13 protein-coding genes are annotated in these 17,519 nt (G+C 66.1%); 7 read left to right on the top strand and 6 right to left on the bottom strand.

Features of this window, described 5'->3' with window-relative positions; all coding sequences use genetic code 11:
* The first annotated feature begins 902 nt into the window (after positions 1-902).
* The 6 genes from UB43_RS28215 (at position 903) to UB43_RS28240 (ending at position 8,582) form a co-directional block, all read left to right on the top strand.
* Positions 903-1,631 (top strand): hypothetical protein, encoded by a 729-nt coding sequence (locus UB43_RS28215; RefSeq protein ID WP_045217925.1) that lies wholly within the window; start codon positions 903-905, stop codon positions 1,629-1,631.
* A 333-nt stretch (positions 1,632-1,964) separates the two neighbouring features.
* Complete coding sequence (locus tag UB43_RS28220) at positions 1,965-3,791, top strand: monovalent cation:proton antiporter-2 (CPA2) family protein (protein WP_045217926.1); 1,827 nt, start codon at positions 1,965-1,967, stop codon at positions 3,789-3,791.
* A gap of 11 nt (positions 3,792-3,802) precedes the next feature.
* Complete coding sequence (locus tag UB43_RS28225) at positions 3,803-4,906, top strand: AI-2E family transporter (RefSeq protein ID WP_045217927.1); 1,104 nt, start codon at positions 3,803-3,805, stop codon at positions 4,904-4,906.
* Between the two features lie 13 nt (positions 4,907-4,919).
* Positions 4,920-6,440, top strand: coding sequence for an efflux transporter outer membrane subunit (locus UB43_RS28230; protein ID WP_045217928.1), 1,521 nt, complete (start codon positions 4,920-4,922; stop codon positions 6,438-6,440).
* Positions 6,441-6,454: 14 nt separating this feature from the next.
* Entirely contained in the window at positions 6,455-7,561 is a 1,107-nt protein-coding gene (locus UB43_RS28235; protein WP_045218007.1) for an HlyD family secretion protein, read from the top strand.
* Entirely contained in the window at positions 7,551-8,582 is a 1,032-nt protein-coding gene (locus UB43_RS28240) for a DUF2955 domain-containing protein (RefSeq protein ID WP_045217929.1), read from the top strand. Before UB43_RS28235 ends, UB43_RS28240 begins: the two co-directional genes overlap by 11 nt.
* On the opposite strand, the gene UB43_RS28245 is transcribed toward UB43_RS28240, so the two are convergent.
* On the bottom strand, positions 8,579-10,306 hold the full coding sequence (locus UB43_RS28245; protein WP_045217930.1) for a SulP family inorganic anion transporter: 1,728 nt from the start codon (positions 10,304-10,306) through the stop codon (positions 8,579-8,581). The genes UB43_RS28240 and UB43_RS28245 overlap by 4 nt on opposite strands.
* A 179-nt stretch (positions 10,307-10,485) precedes the next feature.
* Between UB43_RS28245 and UB43_RS28250 the strand changes: the two genes are divergently transcribed.
* Entirely contained in the window at positions 10,486-11,160 is a 675-nt protein-coding gene (locus UB43_RS28250; protein ID WP_045217931.1) for a MarC family NAAT transporter, read from the top strand.
* A gap of 44 nt (positions 11,161-11,204) precedes the next feature.
* Here the strand turns inward: UB43_RS28250 and UB43_RS28255 are convergent, their stop codons facing one another.
* From UB43_RS28255 to UB43_RS28275, 5 genes are all read right to left on the bottom strand, one after another.
* A complete protein-coding gene (locus UB43_RS28255; RefSeq protein WP_045217932.1) occupies positions 11,205-12,098 on the bottom strand; it encodes an amino acid ABC transporter substrate-binding protein in 894 nt (297 codons plus the stop codon).
* Positions 12,095-13,432 (bottom strand): putrescine-ornithine antiporter, encoded by a 1,338-nt coding sequence (gene potE / locus UB43_RS28260; protein WP_045217933.1) that lies wholly within the window; start codon positions 13,430-13,432, stop codon positions 12,095-12,097. Before potE ends, UB43_RS28255 begins: the two co-directional genes overlap by 4 nt.
* A gap of 608 nt (positions 13,433-14,040) precedes the next feature.
* Positions 14,041-14,874, bottom strand: a complete 834-nt coding sequence (locus tag UB43_RS28265; RefSeq protein ID WP_045217934.1) for a CoA ester lyase — start codon at positions 14,872-14,874, stop codon at positions 14,041-14,043.
* A gap of 14 nt (positions 14,875-14,888) precedes the next feature.
* The gene (locus tag UB43_RS28270; protein ID WP_045217935.1) at positions 14,889-16,079 is read right to left on the bottom strand and encodes a CaiB/BaiF CoA-transferase family protein; all 1,191 of its coding nucleotides are present in this window, start codon (positions 16,077-16,079) and stop codon (positions 14,889-14,891) included.
* Positions 16,080-16,158: 79 nt separating this feature from the next.
* Positions 16,159-17,508 carry an MmgE/PrpD family protein gene (locus UB43_RS28275; RefSeq protein ID WP_045217936.1) on the bottom strand — a complete coding sequence of 450 codons (1,350 nt, stop codon included), beginning with the start codon at positions 17,506-17,508 and terminating at the stop codon, positions 16,159-16,161.
* Positions 17,509-17,519: the final 11 nt, after the last annotated feature.

Here is a 17,519-nt window from a genome sequence, read left to right on the forward strand (position 1 = left end):
CTAGGAAAGCCGGGGCGATTCATGTTGTAAACATCTCACCTCCAAAAAGAACCCTATAGAGTGTAGCTCTATAGGGCTCATTTGACATCAGCCCGTGTCGCAATCAGCGGCTCGAGCCGACGATCAGCTAGCCGATAGCAAAGCTCCTTCCAGCGCATTTCCCCAGTAGGACCGGAAGGGCTTTTACCTTGAGCCATAAGGCGCGTTCTCGCTCGCGCTCTGTACCCAAGGCTCAAGGCCAACACGGTCTTTCGCGGAGAACTGTGAAGGCCAGCCGCGGCGCTTGAGCTTCGGGCAATCGCCGTGACGGGTTGGGTCGAGGCCTGGAGTCGGAGAGCGGCGCTGTGGCGTCGTCCACACTAAAGCTGTACAAGGGCGCTATCTCGTGGTTTAGCTCTTTAATTCCGTAGTTCGTAGATTGATCACTTCCGAGGAATTGATGGTCCGACGTTTGCCGCCAGCAGTGGAACTGCAGCACGACTACAGCCGTGAGATGAGGATGACAAACTGGCCATAGGTGATCAGGTAAAAGCTAGAAAACCTTGTAGCTCTAGGCGAAATAGCTTTCATAAGCCACTGATAGAAAAGGCTTTATAGTTTTTAAGTGATTTTTCGCATATTTAACTGAATACGACAGCAGTGGTGCCGCTTCTCAGCCCTTAGGCTTCGCATAATGTATATTATGTTAAATTACAGATAGACCGATGGGTCGTTATCCAGGGCTGTCTGCTATTTCCGCATTCCCCACCAATTCTCCAACTGCTCCTTCAGCGATCCATTCTGGTCAACGCCATTTCCCCGCGAGCATCCCCCGACAACTTCGAAAGCATTTGGCACGAGCCCGACTATTCTTCTGTGCATACGGCCTGCCGGAACTCCGATGGGCAACCAGGAGACGCTTCTTGAATCGGACTCGACTGCTCACTGCATCCTGCCTGTCACTGATTTCGTTCTTCGTCCACGCCCAAACCCAGGTGGCTTTTCTCCAGGGCCACCTCTACGAGCTTCGTCGCGATACTTCGCCAGCCACTTGCACCGAGTGGCCAAACGGCCTCCCGGACGGTGTCTGGGGCAATGGCGGCGATTACGTTCCCGATGGCGAACACCTGAGCGCAAATGGCGATGTGCTGATCACGTCGGCGATCTACAAGCCCACGGGTATCCGCGTTTCCCACACCTTCTATAAAAGCCGGCAGTCCTGCCTTGCGGACCTTTCCCCGCAACCGCAGGCGACGGCCGTGACGCACGACGGCCAGGGAAGCTACGTCGACAGGCTGCAGCGTAATTTCGGCAGCCGCCTGTATTTCAGTTCCGCCGAGGCCGAAGCCCTGGTGAAGAAGATCAATATCGACTGCAAGGCTCCCGATGGTCGTTACCTGCCGCTCTACAACGCACTTCTGGCGCGCCTGGATGAAGGCAGCACGCCCGATGCCTGGATGGAAACCAGCGTGGTCAACACCGGCAAGAAGCTGCAGGTGTTCGACAGCGTTCGGCTGAAAAGCGGCAAGGAGCTCACGCCTCAGCTGACCCTGGAAATCAACGAGTTCGGCGGGTACGAAACCCACGGCGTGCGCCCGCAGGCGCTGTCGAATGCCTGCTTTGGCAGCTACGGCCCGATCTGGAAGCTCTAGTTTTCCTCACCCCTCGTAAGTATTTGAATCTGCTGGATTTGTCTTTTCCGACAGGTGATGCCGACTTAAGCTCGCCGGCCGGCAAAAAGCTGCGGATCACCCATACTCATTCCACACCGATCAGCGCCTGCCAAGCCATCCACGACGCGTGGCCTGTGCGAGGCGAGTGCCTGAACGGCGCAGTAGCAGATGCAAGCCCCCTGCTCTCTTTCCCCAGAGAAGCCCTGGGAGCGGGGTGTCGTGGCCGCCAGGATGCAGCCGGCGGGACAAGCACCCGCCGGGCAATATCGACAGGGCCAAGAGGCCCGCAAGGAATCACAAGAGGGCTGATGAATGCCACATGACGGGAGCCTGCTGCAGGCGACGGTAATCTTCCTGCTGACGGTCGTCATTCTCGTACCCCTGGCGCAACGCCTGAGGTTGGGCGCAGTGCCGGGTTATCTGCTGGCCGGCATCCTCATCGGTCCGTCCATTCTGGGCCTGGTCAGCCATCCAGAGAACGTCAGCCGCCTCTCGGAGATGGGCGTGGTGATGCTGCTGTTCATCATCGGCCTGGAGCTTTCCCCGCGCCGCCTGTGGATGATGCGGCGCTCGCTGTTCGGTGTAGGGTCGCTGCAGGTGGGGCTGACGGCTCTGGCGCTCGGGCTGATCGCCTTCCTGCTGTTCGACCAGTCGCCTGCCGCTGCGGTGGTACTGGGCGTGGGCCTGGCGCTCTCCTCCACCGCCTTCGGCCTGCAGGTACTGGCCGAGCGCAAGGAACTGGGCAAGCCCCATGGCCGGTTGGCCGTGGGCATTCTTTTATTCCAGGATATCGCCGCCATTCCGCTGATCGCCGTGGTGCCGCTGCTGGCCGGTAGCGGTGATCCGTCAAACGAAGGCATTCGCCCGTTGCTGACGGTGGCTGTCGGTATCGGTGTGGTGGTGATCGGCGGCCGTTACCTGCTGCGCCCGGTGTTTGCCTGGGCGGTCGGCTCGGGGCTGCGCGAGCTCTCCACCGCCACCGCGCTGCTGGTGGTGCTGGGCACCGCCTGGATCATGGAGCACGTGGGTGTGTCCATGGCGCTGGGCGCCTTCCTCGCCGGCATGCTGATGGCCGAGTCGCAGTTCCGCCATGAACTGGAATCCCAGATCGAGCCGCTCAAGGGCTTGTTGCTCGGTTTGTTCTTCGTGGGCGTGGGCATGACTGCCGACCTCAGTCTGCTGGTCGATGCGCCGTTACTGGTACTGGGCCTGACGGTGCTGCTGGTCGGCATCAAGCTTCCGCTGCTGTTCGGTCTCGGGCGCTTCACGGGTGGACTGCAACGTTCCGAGGCGCTCTGCCTTGGCGTGGTACTGGCGTCCGGCGGCGAGTTCGCCTTCGTGGTGTTCAAGCTGGCCCTGGATCACCACCTGCTGGATCAGCGGGTGCACGACGTGCTGGTACTGGTCATCACCCTGTCGATGGCCGTGGTGCCGCTGGTGATGATGGCGCTGGCCCGCCAGTTGCGCGGCGATGCGCCCGCCGCCGCGGTGCCGGATGGGCCGCCGGAAGTGAGCGACGAACCGCGCGTGGTGATAGCCGGCATGGGCCGCATGGGCCGGGTGGTCGCCAATCTGTTGCAGGCCCAGGGTGTATCGGTGGTGGCGCTGGATACCTCGATGGACGCCATCGTTCGCCAGACCGAGGAAGGCCATGTGCCGGTGTACTACGGCGATCCGACGCGCCCGGAAATCCTCCACGCCGCCAAGGTCGGCGAGGCGGAACTGGTGATAGTCGCCACCGACGATCCGCAGATCAACCTGAACACCGTGGACGCCCTCTCCCGCCTCTACCCCAAGACCCGCGTGATCTCTCGCGCGCTGAACCGCCAGCAGGTCCTGCAATTGCTCGACCGGGGCGCCAATCCGGTACGCGAAACCTTCCATTCCAGCCTGGAGATGGGTCGCCGCGCCTTCATCGAACTGGGCGTGAGCGAAGAGCAGGCCGCCGCCTGGGTGCGCCGCTACCAGTTGCAGGAAGTGCAGTCGCTGCTTGAACTGCACCGCCAGGGCCGCGACGACGAACCCGGCGGCCGCTTCGCCGACGATGGCAGCGGACTTGCCGGTGTCACGCCCGCCGCGGCACAACAACCCGAGCAACCCCAACCAGGCGCTGATCAGCGCAATGACCGCCCCGCCTGAGGAGAAAAGCCATGCAACCAGGATTCAAGCTCGATGGAGCCCTCTCCCAGGGCATGCTCGACATACTCATCAAGGCCGGACTGGTCGCCGCCCTGGTGATCTTTTCCTTCGAGGTGTTCCAGCCGTTCCTCGAACTGATGCTCTGGTCGGTGATCCTCGCGGTCACCCTCTATCCGGTGCTGCGCTGGGTCAAGGTGCGCACCGGGTTGAAGGACGGTCATGCCGCGACGCTGATCGTGCTCTTCGTGCTGCTGGTCCTGATCGCGCCGATCTACCTGATGGCGACGTCCATTGCCGACTCCGTAGACAGCGTCGGCGCCGTCCTCAAGAGCGGCACCCTGAGCGTACCGGCGCCCTCGCCCTCGGTGGCCGAGTGGCCGCTGATCGGCCCGCGCGTCTATGACTTCTGGCTGGCCGCCTCCAACAGCCTGAGCGATGTGCTGCGCAGCCTGATGCCCAACCTCAAGGACGCCGGCCGCATGCTCCTGGGCGCCGCTGCCAGCGCCGGCGGCGCCTTCCTGCTGTTCATCGGCGCGATCATCATCTCCGGCATCATCATGGCCTTCGGCGAGATGGGCACCATTGCCTCGCAGCGCATCGCCCTGCGGATTTCCGGCGCGGAACGCGGCCTGCACATCTCCGCGCTGTGCACCGCCACCATTCGCGCAGTCGCGCTGGGCGTGATCGGCATCGCCTTCATCCAGATGCTGCTGATCGGCATCGGCTTCGTGATCAAGGGCGTCCCGGGCGCGGGCATCCTGGCGCTGATCGTACTGGTGCTGGGCATCGCCCAGGCGCCGGCGACCCTGGTCACCCTGCCGGTCATCATCTATGTGCTGAGTACCGAAGGCTTCACGGGTACGACCATCGTGTTCGCCATCTACATCTTCGTCGCCGGCCTCGCCGACAACGTACTCAAGCCACTGCTGCTTGGGCGTGGCGTGGACGTGCCGATGCCGGTGGTGCTGATCGGCGCCCTCGGCGGCATGGTGGTCAAGGGCATCATCGGCCTGTTCCTCGGCCCGGTGATCCTCGCCGTGACCTACAAGCTGTTCTGGCAATGGGTGGACCAGCAGGTACCGAAGATGGACAAGCCCGCCACTCCGTCCGAATGACCCAGGGATCGCCATGCCAGAGCGCGCCAGACGCTGCACCCTGATCCTCGCCGCCCTGCTGGGTGGCTGCACCCAGGTCGGCCCGGACTACCAGAAACCGGAGCAGCCGTGGCTGAACGACTGGAGCACGCCGCTGCTGGACCAGGCCGGCCACCGTGCGGCTGCTCCGGATTTCAGCCGCTGGTGGACGGTCTTCGCCGACCCGACCCTGGATGCGCTGATCGCCGAGGCCGACGCGCACAACACCAGCCTGCGCGTGGCCGGCCTGCGCATCGCCGAGGCGCGCGCGCAACTGGCCATCGCCGAGACCGGGCGCTACCCGCAGCTGCAGCAGATCAGCGCCGACAGCCTCTACCTCAAGCAGAACCAGCACGGCGCGCCCAGCGCGCGGGATTCAGTGTTCTGGCAATCCAGCGTCGGCTTCGACATCGGCTGGGAGATCGACTTCTGGGGCCGCTTCAGCCGCGCCATCGAGTCGGCTGACGCGGTGTATTTCGCCTCCCAGGCCAACTACGCGGACGCCATGGTGCTGCTGCGCGCGCAGGTCGCCGATACCTACTTCGGCCTGCGCACCGCCGAGGCGCGCCTGGACATCGCCCGCGAGAACGCCAAGCGCCAGGAGCGCAGCCTGGAAATCACCGAGCGGTTGTTCCGCCACGGCGAAAACGACGAACTGGACTGGCAGCAGGCACGCACCCAGTACCTGGCGACGAAGGCGACCATTCCCGAATTCGAGAACCAGGTGAACGCCCTGCGCAACATTCTCTGTGCCCTCCTCGGCCGCCCGCCAGGCGATATGCCGGAGCTGCTCGCGCGCCACGGCCAGTTGCCGATGCCCAATGGCGCAATGCTCCAGGATGTGCCGGCCAGCCTGCTGCAGCGCCGGCCGGACATCCGCGCCGCGGAACAGGCGGTGGTCGCGCAGTCGGCGCTGGTGGGCGTCGCCGAGGCCGACCTGTATCCGTCGCTGAGCCTGATCGGCAGCCTCGGCTGGAGCTTCGTCTCGGCCAGCAACCTGCCCGACAGCTTCAACCTCGCCGCCGGCCCGAGCCTGATCTGGAACCCCTTCGACTACGGCCGGCGCAAGAACGCCGTGCGCGTGGAAGATGCGCGCCTGCAGCAACTGATCGAGCTGTATCAGCAGGACGTGCGCAACGCCGCGCGCGAAGCCGACGACGCCGCCAGCGGCCTGGTGCGCTCGCTGCAGAGCGCCGGCATCCGCGAACAGGCCTCGCAGGCGGCACAGCGTTCGCTGAGCCTCGCCAGCTCGCAATACCGCGAAGGTTTCGCTGACTTCCAGCGCGTACTCGATGCCCAGCAACTGCTGCTGCAACAGCAGGATGGTTATCTCGTCAGCCGCGGCAACGCGGTCAGCAGCCTGGTGGCGCTGTACAAGGCGCTCGGCGGCGGCTGGGACAGCCTGCGCGCCCCGATCGACTCCGCCACCCGGCAACAGATGCAACAACGCACCGACTGGGGCGACCTGCTCGATGAGCCCTCCCCGGCCGCCAAGGATCAAGGAAGCCCGAAATGAGCGACACCCCCGCTATGCCGCCGGCACCACCCTCGCCTCCTGCTCCCGGCAAGTCCGCACCGGATCGCGGCATGCGTCTGGTATTGCTGCTGATCGTCGTCAGCCTGGTCTGGTACCTGCTCGCCGACCGCTTCACGCCCTACACCCAGCAGGCGCGCCTGCAGGCGTACGTCGTCCCGGTCAGTGCCGAGGTGGCTGGCCAGGTGAAGCGCGTCGCCGTGGGAAACAACCAGGAAGTGCGCAAGGGCGACGTGCTCTTCGAGCTGGACCAGGAGCAATACCGCATCGCACTGCAGCGCGCCGAGGCGGACCTGGACACGGTGCGCCGGCAGATCGGCGCAAGCACCGCCGGCATCGATTCAGCCCAGGCCTCGCTCGCCGCCGCCCAGGCCAACGAACGCAAGGCCAGGCAGGACGCCGAGCGTCTGCAACGGCTCTATCAGGAAGACCCCGGTACGGTTTCCGTGCGCCGGCTGGAGTCCGCGCAGGCGACCCGCGAGCAGGCGGCCAGCCAGGTGGCAGCGGCGCGCGCCGAAGTCGAGCGCGCCCGCGAGCAGCAAGGCGGTCACGAAGAAGACAACGCCCAGTTGCGCAGCGCCACGGCCAACGTCGCCAAGGCACGCCTGGACCTGGACCGCACCCGGGTACACGCCGACTCGGACGGGCTGATCACCGACCTGCGCACCGACGTCGGTCATTACGTCGGCCCCGGCAGCCCGGTGATGACCTTGATCGCCATCCACGACCTGTGGATCAGCGCCGACATGACCGAGAACAACCTCGGTCACCTGCGCAACGGCACACCGGTGCTGGTGGTGCTCGATTCGCTGCCCGGTGAACTGCTCAAGGGTCGCATCCGCAGCATCGGATATGGGGTCAGTGTCGGCCAGAGCACGCCGCCGGGTTCGCTGCCGACGGTGCAGAACAGCCGCGAATGGCTGCGCTCGGCGCAACGCTTCCCGGTGATCGTCGAGCTGGACCGTGACCAGCTGGAAAGCCCGGCTGGCCTGCGCGTGGGTGGCCAGGCCGAAGTCATGGCGCTGCCCAGCGAAGGCAATCCGCTGAACCTGCTCGGCCGCGTGTTCATGTGGCTCATGAGCTGGCTGAGCTATGCCTACTGAGCTGAAGCCAGTCGAGCTGCGTCGCCGCCGCGCGCTGCGACTGGCCTGGGGCACGGCGCTGTGCCTGGCGGCAAGCTACGGAATCGGCATGCCGGTTCCGTTCCTCGCCCCCGTGCTTGCGGTGCTCCTGCTGGCGATGCGCACCCAGGCCCTGCCGCTCAAGGCGGCTCCGGCGCTGGCGGTGCTGGTGATGCTCAGCTGCGGTATCGGCCTGCTGCTGATCCCGTTGCTCCGCCACGCGCCCCTGAGCGGTGTGCTGTTGGTCGGCGTCGGTCTGTATTGCGTATTCCGCTATGCGCTGCGCGGAGGCAATGGCCTGCTGGCGAACCTGCTGGTCATCGGCCTGACCATGATCGCCGCCGCCGGCACCAGCGATTTCACCCTGGCCTTGTCGGTGGTCGAAGCGCTGGCCAAGGGAATGCTCCTCGCCGTGCTGAGCACCGCAGTGGCCCATGCCCTGTTCCCGGAGCCGAGCAATGCGCCTTCCCCCCCTGCCCCACCCCTGCCGAACGAGCAGGACGTCGGCTGGATCGCCCTGCGCGCCACGCTGATCGTGATGCCGGCCTTCCTGCTGGCGATCATTGCGCCGGATCGCTTCATGCCGTTGATCATGAAGTCGGTGAGCCTCGGCCAGCAGGCCGGGGAAACCCGTGCGCGCCACGCCAGCCGGGAGTTGATCGGCTCCACTCTGCTGGCAGGCGTGCTGGCAATCCTGGTCTGGAGCGCCCTGAGCCTGTTCGTGCACCTGTGGATGTTCTTCCTCTGGGTGCTGCTGTTCACCCTCTGGCAAGGGCGTCGCCTGTACGCCGCCGTGGCTACGCGAAAAAGCCCGGCGTACTGGGTCAGCTGCCTGACCACCATGCTGATTCTGCTCGGCCAATCGGTGGCGGACAGCGCCGGCGGCCAGGATGTCTATCGCGCCTTCGCCATCCGCATGGCACTGTTCCTCGCCGTGTCGCTCTACGCCAGCGGCATGCTCATATGGATTGACGGGCGTCGCGCGCGGGCCCGCGCCGCCTAGGGCTTCCAGTCCACGCCGGAGTCGGCCAGGTAGGCATCCACCGCAGCGCCCACCGTCGGGTGAAACGCCGATTCGCCCAGGCCCTCGAACAGCTCGAACTGCTTCATCTTGTCCTTCACCGGATCCTTCATCTCGGCGAACTGCAACTCGACGCCGCGCTGCTCCAGCGCCTTGTCCAGCTCGGCGAGCATGTCCGCGGAGGTCACGTCGATACTGGTCACCGGGCTGGCGGCGATCACCAGTCGCTGTACCGGCGTCGGTGACTCGTCCAGCGCCGCCAACACCTGGTTCTGGAACTGCTCGGCGTTGGCGAAGAACAGCGGTGCATCCCAGCGCAGCAGCACCAGGCCGGGAACGCGCCGGGAGTCAGGGTAACGCGTTACGTCGTGATAGCCGCGCACGCCATCGACCCGGCCCAGCACCGCATGGTGCGGCCGCCAGCCGTCCCAGAGGAATTCGATCACCGAGATCGCCACCGCGATGCAGATGCCCGGAATGGCACCGAACACCGCGACACCGACGAAGCAGCTGATGGACAGCCAGAACTCCCAGGGCTGCATGCGGTAGATGCGTTTCAGGTCGGCGAACTCGAACAGGCCCAGCGCGGCGGCGATCACCACCGCAGCCAGCGCGCTGTTGGGCAGATGCTCCATCAGGTTCGGCGCCACCAGCAGCAACAGGGTCACCGCCAGCGCGCCGATGATGCCGGTGAGCTGGGTTTTCGATCCCGCCGCTTCGGCCACGGGAGTGCGCGAGGAGCTGCTGCTGATGGGAATGCCCTGGAACAGGCCGGAGGCGACGTTGGCCACGCCGAGGCCGAACATTTCCTGGTTGGGGTTCACCGGGCTTTTCAGTCGGGCGGCGTAGGTGCGCGACAGCACGCTGGTGTCCGCGAAGGAAATCAGCGCCACCGCGACCCCGCCCAGCACCACTTCCAGCAGATCGATATCGGTCACCCAGGGGAAGGCGAGCGACGGCAGCCCTTGCGGCAGCTGACCCAGTACCTTGACGCCATGGCTGCCGAGGTCGAACAGGCTGACCGCCAGCGTTGCCAGGACCACCGCAATGAGGATGCCCGGAATGCGCTGGTAGGGTTTGAGCAGCAGGATCAGCCCCAGGCTGCCGGCGCCCACGGCGAAGCTGGTCCAGTTGGCGCGCCCCTCCAGCAGCGCCTGGCCCAGGTGCCAGATATCCCGCAGCGGTCCCTCGCTGTCGACCTTCAGGCCGAACAGTTTGGGCAACTGGCTGATCAGCACCGTGAGCGCGATGCCGTTCATGTAGCCATAGCGGATCGGCTTGGACAGCAGTTCGGTGATGAAGCCCAGGCGCAGCAGGCCGGCAACCATGCACACCGCACCGGACACCAGCGCCATCAGGCTGGCAATCGCGATCGCCCGTTGCGGGTCGCTCGCCGCGTACTGCACCACCACCGCGAGGATTGGCGCGGCCAGTGCCGAATCGGGGCCGAGCACCAGAATCCGGCTCGGCCCGAACAGCGCATAGGCCAGCAGCGGGATGATGGTCGCGTACAGTCCGTAGATGCCCGGCACGCCGGAAGCTTCGGCATAGGCAATGCCCACCGGCACCAGCATGGTGGTCAGCACCAGGCCGGCGGCCAGGTCCCTGGGTAGCCAGCCCGCCTGGTAATGGCGCAGGGTGACGAGGCCAGGCAGCCAGCGCTGCCAGTCGAAGCCGGCTCGGGATCGCGATGGGGTTTCGGACATCGGGGACATGGCTCCTGGCGAAACGACAAATGGCCAAGCGAAGCGGCAACCTTATCGTCGTACAGCGTAGATCAGCGGCCCTGCCGCCAGCGTCGATCCAGCAATGATAGTTTCCGCGCCACCGGCGGATTCGCACCTAGACTTCCCTCAGCCTTCCGCCACTGGAGAAACGCCCGGCCATGAGCAGTCTGTTCGACGCTATCCTACTTGGGCTGCTCGCTTTGCTGCCCCTGATCAATCCACCGACGACGGTCGCGCTGTTCCTCGCCCTGTCCCAGGGGTTCAGCCGCGAAGAGAAGAACCAGCAGGCGCTGCTCACCGCCTGCTACGTGTTCATCATCATGACGCTGACCTACTACATCGGCGAGTTCATCATGGGGGTGTTCAGCATCTCGATTCCGGGGCTGCGCATCGCCGGGGGCGGCATCCTCTGCATCATCGGCGGACGCATGCTGTTTCCCGCGCCCATGCCCTCCCCCGACGCCCGCGAGGACCTGCCCGAGCGCACCAGCTTCGCCTTCATTCCGCTGGCCATGCCCAGCACTGCCGGGCCCGGCACCATCGCGATGATCATCAGCTCCGCGGCCAGCATCAAGCACAGCACCAGCTTCCCGCACTGGGTGATCCTGGTCGCGCCGCCGCTGATTTTCCTCTGCACCGGGTTGATCCTCTGGGGTTGCCTGCGCGCCTCGGACCTGATCATGAAGGCCACCGGCAAGTCCGGCATCGACGCCATCTCGCGATTGATGGGCTTCCTGCTGGTGTGCATGGGCGTGCAGTTCGCCATCAATGGCCTGGTGGAGGTCGCGCAGACACTGATCGACAGCAACGCCCACCTGCTCGCTCAACCCTGAAGCGCAAGCGGGCACCGAAGCGCCCGCCTGCAATCCCGCCCGGCCTACGGCCGCGAATAGACCTTGAACAGGTTCTGGTCCAGCTCACTCGGCGCGCCGAAATACCTGCTGTACAGGGGCAGGAAGGCGTCGGAGCGGTACAGCTCGCTCAACGCGGTATCCACCTGCAGGCGGAAGTCCCCATCGCCGCGCGGCATCGCCAATGCAACCGGGGCGAACTCGAAGCGGCGACTGAGCACCATCAGGTTGGCCTTGCCAGGGCTGCGTTCCACCAGGCTACGCAGGGTCATCTGGTCGTAGAAGAAAGCGTCGGCCTTGCCGGCAGCCACTGCTTCCAGGCCTTCCGCCGGGCCTGCCACCGCCTGCACGGTCGCCAGCACCTTGAGCAGGCGCAGTTTTTCCCGCACCCAGGTTTCCACTCGCGTATTGCCGGGTACCGCAAAGGTATAGGCCGCCAGGCCGCGATTGAGCGTGGCGCGCCAGGTCGGCCCGCTCTGGTCCACCTCACCGTTGAGCGAGCGGACCAGGAAGAATGGCGCATCCTTGCGCACCACCACGCCCAGCCCGGCGGTGTATACGGGCAGGGAGAAATCGAGGCGCTGGCGCAGCTTCAGGGTTTCCGCCATCGGGCTGCAGAGCAGGTCGACGCCGCCGGCTTGCACCGCTTCCAGCGCCTTGTCGGCATCCAGCGGGACGAAGCGCACCTGCATTTGCGCCAGGCCCGGCAGGGTCCGCAACTGGTCAGCCACCTTCTGGCACAGGTCGATTCCGTAGCCGACGGCGACCTCGGCTTCGCTGGCGGAGAACGGCGGGCGCTCCGGCAGGTAGCCCAGGTTCAGGGTGTGGCTGCTGCGAATGCGCTCCAGGGTCTGGGCCGGGGCCGCCAGCGGCAACACGCCGGCCAGCAGGAGGATGACGCGGGGGAACCAGCGTTTCATGGCCGACCCTCCACGTTGAGCTTCGCCTGCGGATCGATGAAGCGGTCGGCGATGTAGCCGAACATCAGGTAGCCCACCGCCGTGACCAGCATGCCGCCGAACACCGCTTCCATCCCCGAGGCGTACAGTGCGTAGAAGCTGTAGGCCATGGCAACCAGCAGCGCCGCCACATTGCGATGGTGCGGGTAACCGGTCACGCCGGCCTTCTGCATGATCACCAGCAGCGCCGACAGCGCGGTGATGTAAGGAACGATGTTGGTCACCGCCGCGAGGCTGACCAGCTTGCCGAACTGCTCCGACGCATTGGGCGAAATGGTCGACACGGCCATGGCGCTCTGCAGCGCCGCGTTGGCCACCAACCCGAGGATCGGCGCGCCGAGCAGCGTCACCCTGCTGAACAGACGCGGGAACATGTGCTGGTCGGCGGTGACCTTGGCGGTCTGCGCCAGGGTGAACTGCCAGCCCAGCAGCGAGCCGACGCAGGCCATCACCGCCAGCGCCATGATGATATTGCCCACCATCGGGTTGAACATCTGCGCATAGACGAAGGCGAACGGCGCGCTGGAACTGGCCAGCTCGGGGTTCGGCACGATGCCCATGATCACCGTGGTCGACAACACGTAGACCACCGCCGCGCCCAGGGTCCCCAGCAGGCAGGCCAGCGGCACGTTGCGCTTGGGGTTCTCCACTGCATCGGAGTTCTGCGCCGCCGACTCCATGCCGAGGAAGGCCCAGAGGGTCAGCGGGATGCTCTGGGTGATGGCATCGTTCATGGCGATGTTGTTCGGGTTCCAGGCGGCGTCGAACACCTGCCTGTCGAACCAGAACCAGCCGATGATCGACAGCCCCGCCACCGGAATGATCACGCCCCACACGGTGATCGAGCCGATCTGCCCGGTCACCTTGGGGCCGCCGAAGTTGGCCAGGGTGGTCAGCCAGATCAGTCCGACGGTGCCGACGAACAGCGGCATGGCGCCCGTACCCAGCCAGGGAATGAAGGGTGTCAGGTAGCCCACCGCTGAGATGGCGATGGCCACGTTGCCGATGGCCAGCGACAGGAAATACAGATAGGAACAGAGGAAGAACGCCGACTTGCCGTGGGCCTCCTCGGTGTAGGCCGACATCCCGCCCGAGCGGGGGCAGTAGATGCCGCACTGAGCGAAGCAGTAGGCGATGGCCATCGAACCGACGGCGGTGATGATCCACGACAGCAGGGAGATGGCCCCCAGCTGCGCCATGCTGGTGGGCAGCATGATGATGCCCGAGCCCATCATGTTGACCGCGACCAGGGTAGTGAGCCCGGTCAGGGTCATTTTCTTGCCGGATGCTTCCATGTGCATGCTCTTTTGCTGGAGAAGTGCTCAGGCGACAGGAGCAGTCCGCTGGGGCTGCCGCCGTCGATCCCATTGAACCTTGCTGACATGAACCCGCCTGCTGGGCGCGACTATTCCTCCTCCATCAGCATTTTGTAGAGGATCGGCGGCTGGTCGATGCTGCGCGCCCGCGCCTGGGAGCCTTCCACTGGCCGTGGGCCTCGCGGGGGGATTTCTGCCGCAGGCGCTGGCCGATGTGCAGGCGTTCGTCACGGGAATGGAACGGCGTGGCGGGCTCGGGGGAGCCAGTTTTCTTGCCGGGAGTTTTCTTCGGGGAGGCCATGATGCGGTCGTCACCAGGGATGAGGGGCGTGCGGCGCGCGCGAACGCGGCGCCGTCCTGCTCGCGGAGCCGGTGCGGGTACCGGCTCCCCTCCATTGAAACTAGATCAGTTTCGACAGCATCACTGAGGCCCGGGCGCCTTTTTATCGTGCCGCGGCCCTGTCCCGTTCTGGCGACAGATTCAGAGCGCTTCCCCGAGCTCCTGCAGGGTAACGAACAGCTCGCGGGCCAGACCGTAGCCGGCAACCTGGAAGACCGGCGCCTGTTTGCCCCTGTTGGAGGCGTTGTCAGTCGGCGGCGCTGGCCAGCAACCGCCGGGCGCGGCCCAGCACCGGCGCGTCGACCATCTGCCCGTCTACCTGGAAGGCCGCCGCGCCGCTCTCGGCGGCCGCCACCACGCGGCGCGCCCAGTCCAGCTCGTCGGCGCTCGGGGCCAGCGCCGCATGGGCGACGCCCACCTGCCTGGGATGAATGCACAGCGCGCCGAGCAGGCCGAGGTCGCGGCCATGGCGGATGGTCGCGGCGAAGCCTTCGGCGTCGTCGAACGCCGGGAACACGGTATCCAGCGGCGGTTGCAGGTCGTTCACCCGCGAATGCAGCAGCAGGCTCAGGCGCACCTGGTCGTAGACCACGGCGGCCGCCTGGGTGCCACTGCTCATGCCGATATCCAGCGCCAGGTCGAGGCCGCCGAAGGTCAGGCGTTCCACGCCTTCGCAGGCTGCGATTTCGCCCAGTGCCAGCAAGCCACGGGCGCTCTCGATCAGCGGCCAGACCGGCTTGCCGCAGGACGCGGCAATGCGCACCTGCATGGCGCGCTCGGCCTTGGGCAGCAGGATGCCGATAACGCCCGGCAGGCGCCGGCACAGTTCAAGATCGGCGGCCTGTTCCGGATCGCCGGCGGCATTCACACGCACCCGCACGCGGGCCTGAGGGTTGGCGTCGAGGAAGGCTTCCAGATTGTCGCGGGCCTGGGCCTTGAGCGACGCCTCGACAGCGTCCTCGAAGTCGACGATCACCGCATCGGCGCCGCTGGCCAGGGCCTTGGCGAAACGCTCCGGGCGGCTGCCGGGAACGAACAGCGCGGTTCGTGCGATGGAATCCGCCGGGCTTGCATGAATCATTGGGTTCTCCTGGGTCATACCGCGCCCTGCTCGTGCAGGCGCTGGATATCACCGGGGGTATAACCCAGTTCCTGCAGCAGGTCATCCGTCTGCTGACCTAAAGCCGGCACAGCGCCCATGCGCGGTGCATAGGCACTGCTGGTCACCGGCGGCAAAAGCGCCGGCAGGCGGCCCGCCGGGCTGTCGATCTCACGCCAGCGGTCGCGGGCGGCCAGCTGCGGGTGTTGCCACAGGCCACGCATGTCGTTGACGTGGGCATTGGCGATCTGCGCCTGCTCCAGGCGTTCGACCACCTGCTCGGCGCCCAGGGCCGAGAAGGCCTCGACTATCGACTCGCGCAGGGCATCGCGGTTGGCCACGCGCAGGCTGGTCGCGGTGAAGCGCGGATCGGCCGCCAACTCCGGGCGCTGCAGCACGATCTCGCAGAACAGCTTCCACTCACGTTCGTTCTGCACGCCGAGCATGACGCTGCCGCCATCGCCGGTGGGGAACGGCCCGTAGGGATAGATGGTGGCGTGGGCCGCGCCAGCGCGCGGCGGCTGCGACTGGCCTTCGAAGGCGTAGTACATGGGGAAGCCCATCCACTCGGCCATGCCTTCGAGCATCGACACCTCGACGCGGCTGCCCTCCCCGGTACGGCCACGCAGCAGTAGCGCTGAGAGGATGCCGCTGTAGGCGTACATGCCGGCGGAAATGTCGGCGATGGAGCAACCGGCCTTGGCCATCTCGTCAGCCCCCGGCCCGCCGGTGACCGAGAGGAAGCCACTTTCGCTCTGGATCAGCAGGTCGTAGGCCTTCTTCTGCTCGTAGGGGCCGCCTTCACCGTAGCCGGAAATGTCGCAGACGATCAGGCGCGGGAAGCGCTCGTGCAGCGTTTCGAACGACAGGCCCAGGCGCGCGGCGGCCCCCGGCGCAAGGTTCTGCACCAGTACGTCGGCGGTTTCCAGCAGTTGCTCCAGCACGGCCTGCGCCGGCTTCTGCTTGAGGTCCAGCGACAGGCTTTCCTTGGATCGGTTGGTCCAGACGAAATGCGAGGCCAGGCCGCGCACGCGCTCGTCGTAGCCACGGGCGAAGTCGCCGACACCGGGGCGTTCGATCTTGATCACACGGGCGCCGAGGTCGGCCAACTGGCGGGTGCAGAACGGCGCGGCGATGGCGTGTTCCAGGCTGACGACGGTAATCCCGTCGAGGGGACGCGAACTCATGGGCAACTCCAGACGCCGGCCGGGTGGCCGACGCTACGATTCGGTGGGATCGGGCGGCCGAGCCGCCCGCGAGTCTGTTTCAGTGGAAGTCGTCGAGGTTCGACAGCTGGTGCAGCCGCCAGCTGGCCTGCACCAGCCGATCCGCTTCAGCCTCGCTGCGCTGGCCGGCGAAGGCCAGCAGGCGGCGGAACTTGTCTTCCAGTTCGGCACGGCTCAAGCCGTTGCCCGGATCGCCCTTGGGCTCGTCGATGGCGCCGTGCAGCTGGCGGCCATCGGTGGTCAGTACATCGACACGGCCAAGCCAGCGCCGCGGGTAGGCACTGTCCACTTCCGCATCGAGCTGCATGCTGACCTTCTCGCGGAAGGCCGCGACCTCGGCGTCTCCCAGGGAGAATTCCTCGAATTCCACCAGCCCGGCCTTGCCGTGCACGGCGATCAGCCCCAGCACGGTGCCCATGGAGAACTTCGCCTGGTGCACCGTCTGCGGCACCACCACGCGGCCGAGCACATCGATGGCGCCCTGGTGCACGCGGGTGGTGACCTTGGCGATATCGCCGTGCGCCAGCCCTTCGCGCTGCATCAGGCCCAGCAGCGCATCGGCGGCGGGATGGGTATGGCGGCAGGAGGCGTGGAACTTGTAGGAGGTCTCGCAGAGCGCCCAGCGGGTGCCCAGGCCGTCCACCAGACGGCTCGGGTCGGCGTCGCTGGACATGCCGGCCGCCATGCCCTGCTCGCCTTCGAGGATGTTCTGCGCGCCGGTCAGGCCGTCGGCCGTCAGGTAGGCGGCGAGCAGGCCGTCGGCAGCTGCCTTCGCGGTGTGCAGCTGTTTGGAATCGGCGGCGTCGCGCAGGAATTCCCAGAGGCCGGCGGCCTGGGTCCCGGCGCTGCCCAGGCAGTTGACGAACTGGCGGCTGTCCAGCCCCAGCAGCTTGCCCACCGCTACCGTGGCGGCCAGCGTGCCGACCGTGGCGGTGGTGTGGAAGATGCGGTAGTGCGAACGACCGAGGAACTCGCCGATGCGGATGCCCGCCTCGTAGCCGGCGACGCTGGCGAGGATCAGTTCGCGGCCGGACTTGCCCAGCTCCTGCGCGGCCGCCAGCGCCGCCGGGAAGACCACGGTGGCCGGGTGCAGCACGGAGCTGTTGTGCAGGTCGTCCTGCTCCACCAGGTGCGAACTGGCGCCGTTGACCAGCGCGGCGAAGTACGCGGAGGTCGAGCTGCCATCCACCAGTACGCGGCTCTTGCCACTGGCCGGGCCCATGCGCTGGGCATAGCGCTGGAACAGCGGGATCGGGTGGCGGTTCTGGCTGGCCAGGGCCGAGCCGAGCCAGTCGAGGAACAGTTCTTCGGTGTACTCGACCACTGCCGCGGGCAGGTCTTCGTAACGCAGGCCGGCAAGGAATTCGGCCAGGGCGTGGGTATTGTTCATCGCTTGTCGTC

This window comes from Pseudomonas sp. 21 (assembly GCF_000955805.1).
Lineage (GTDB): Bacteria > Pseudomonadota > Gammaproteobacteria > Pseudomonadales > Pseudomonadaceae > Pseudomonas.

Bases quoted from the DNA above. Each gene is read 5' to 3' on its own strand.
- UB43_RS28240 (WP_045217929.1), top strand. From the start codon at position 7,551: ATGCCTACTGAGCTGAAGCCAGTCGAGCTGCGTCGCCGCCGCGCGCTG.
- UB43_RS28220 (WP_045217926.1), top strand. From the start codon at position 1,965: ATGCCACATGACGGGAGCCTGCTGCAGGCGACGGTAATCTTCCTGCTG.
- UB43_RS28265 (WP_045217934.1), bottom strand. From the start codon at position 14,874: ATGATTCATGCAAGCCCGGCGGATTCCATCGCACGAACCGCGCTGTTC.
- UB43_RS28235 (WP_045218007.1), top strand. From the start codon at position 6,455: ATGCCGCCGGCACCACCCTCGCCTCCTGCTCCCGGCAAGTCCGCACCG.
- UB43_RS28250 (WP_045217931.1), top strand. From the start codon at position 10,486: ATGAGCAGTCTGTTCGACGCTATCCTACTTGGGCTGCTCGCTTTGCTG.
- UB43_RS28245 (WP_045217930.1), bottom strand. From the start codon at position 10,306: ATGTCCGAAACCCCATCGCGATCCCGAGCCGGCTTCGACTGGCAGCGC.
- UB43_RS28275 (WP_045217936.1), bottom strand. From the start codon at position 17,508: ATGAACAATACCCACGCCCTGGCCGAATTCCTTGCCGGCCTGCGTTAC.
- UB43_RS28230 (WP_045217928.1), top strand. From the start codon at position 4,920: ATGCCAGAGCGCGCCAGACGCTGCACCCTGATCCTCGCCGCCCTGCTG.
- potE (WP_045217933.1), bottom strand. From the start codon at position 13,432: ATGGAAGCATCCGGCAAGAAAATGACCCTGACCGGGCTCACTACCCTG.
- UB43_RS28255 (WP_045217932.1), bottom strand. From the start codon at position 12,098: ATGAAACGCTGGTTCCCCCGCGTCATCCTCCTGCTGGCCGGCGTGTTG.
- UB43_RS28270 (WP_045217935.1), bottom strand. From the start codon at position 16,079: ATGAGTTCGCGTCCCCTCGACGGGATTACCGTCGTCAGCCTGGAACAC.
- UB43_RS28225 (WP_045217927.1), top strand. From the start codon at position 3,803: ATGCAACCAGGATTCAAGCTCGATGGAGCCCTCTCCCAGGGCATGCTC.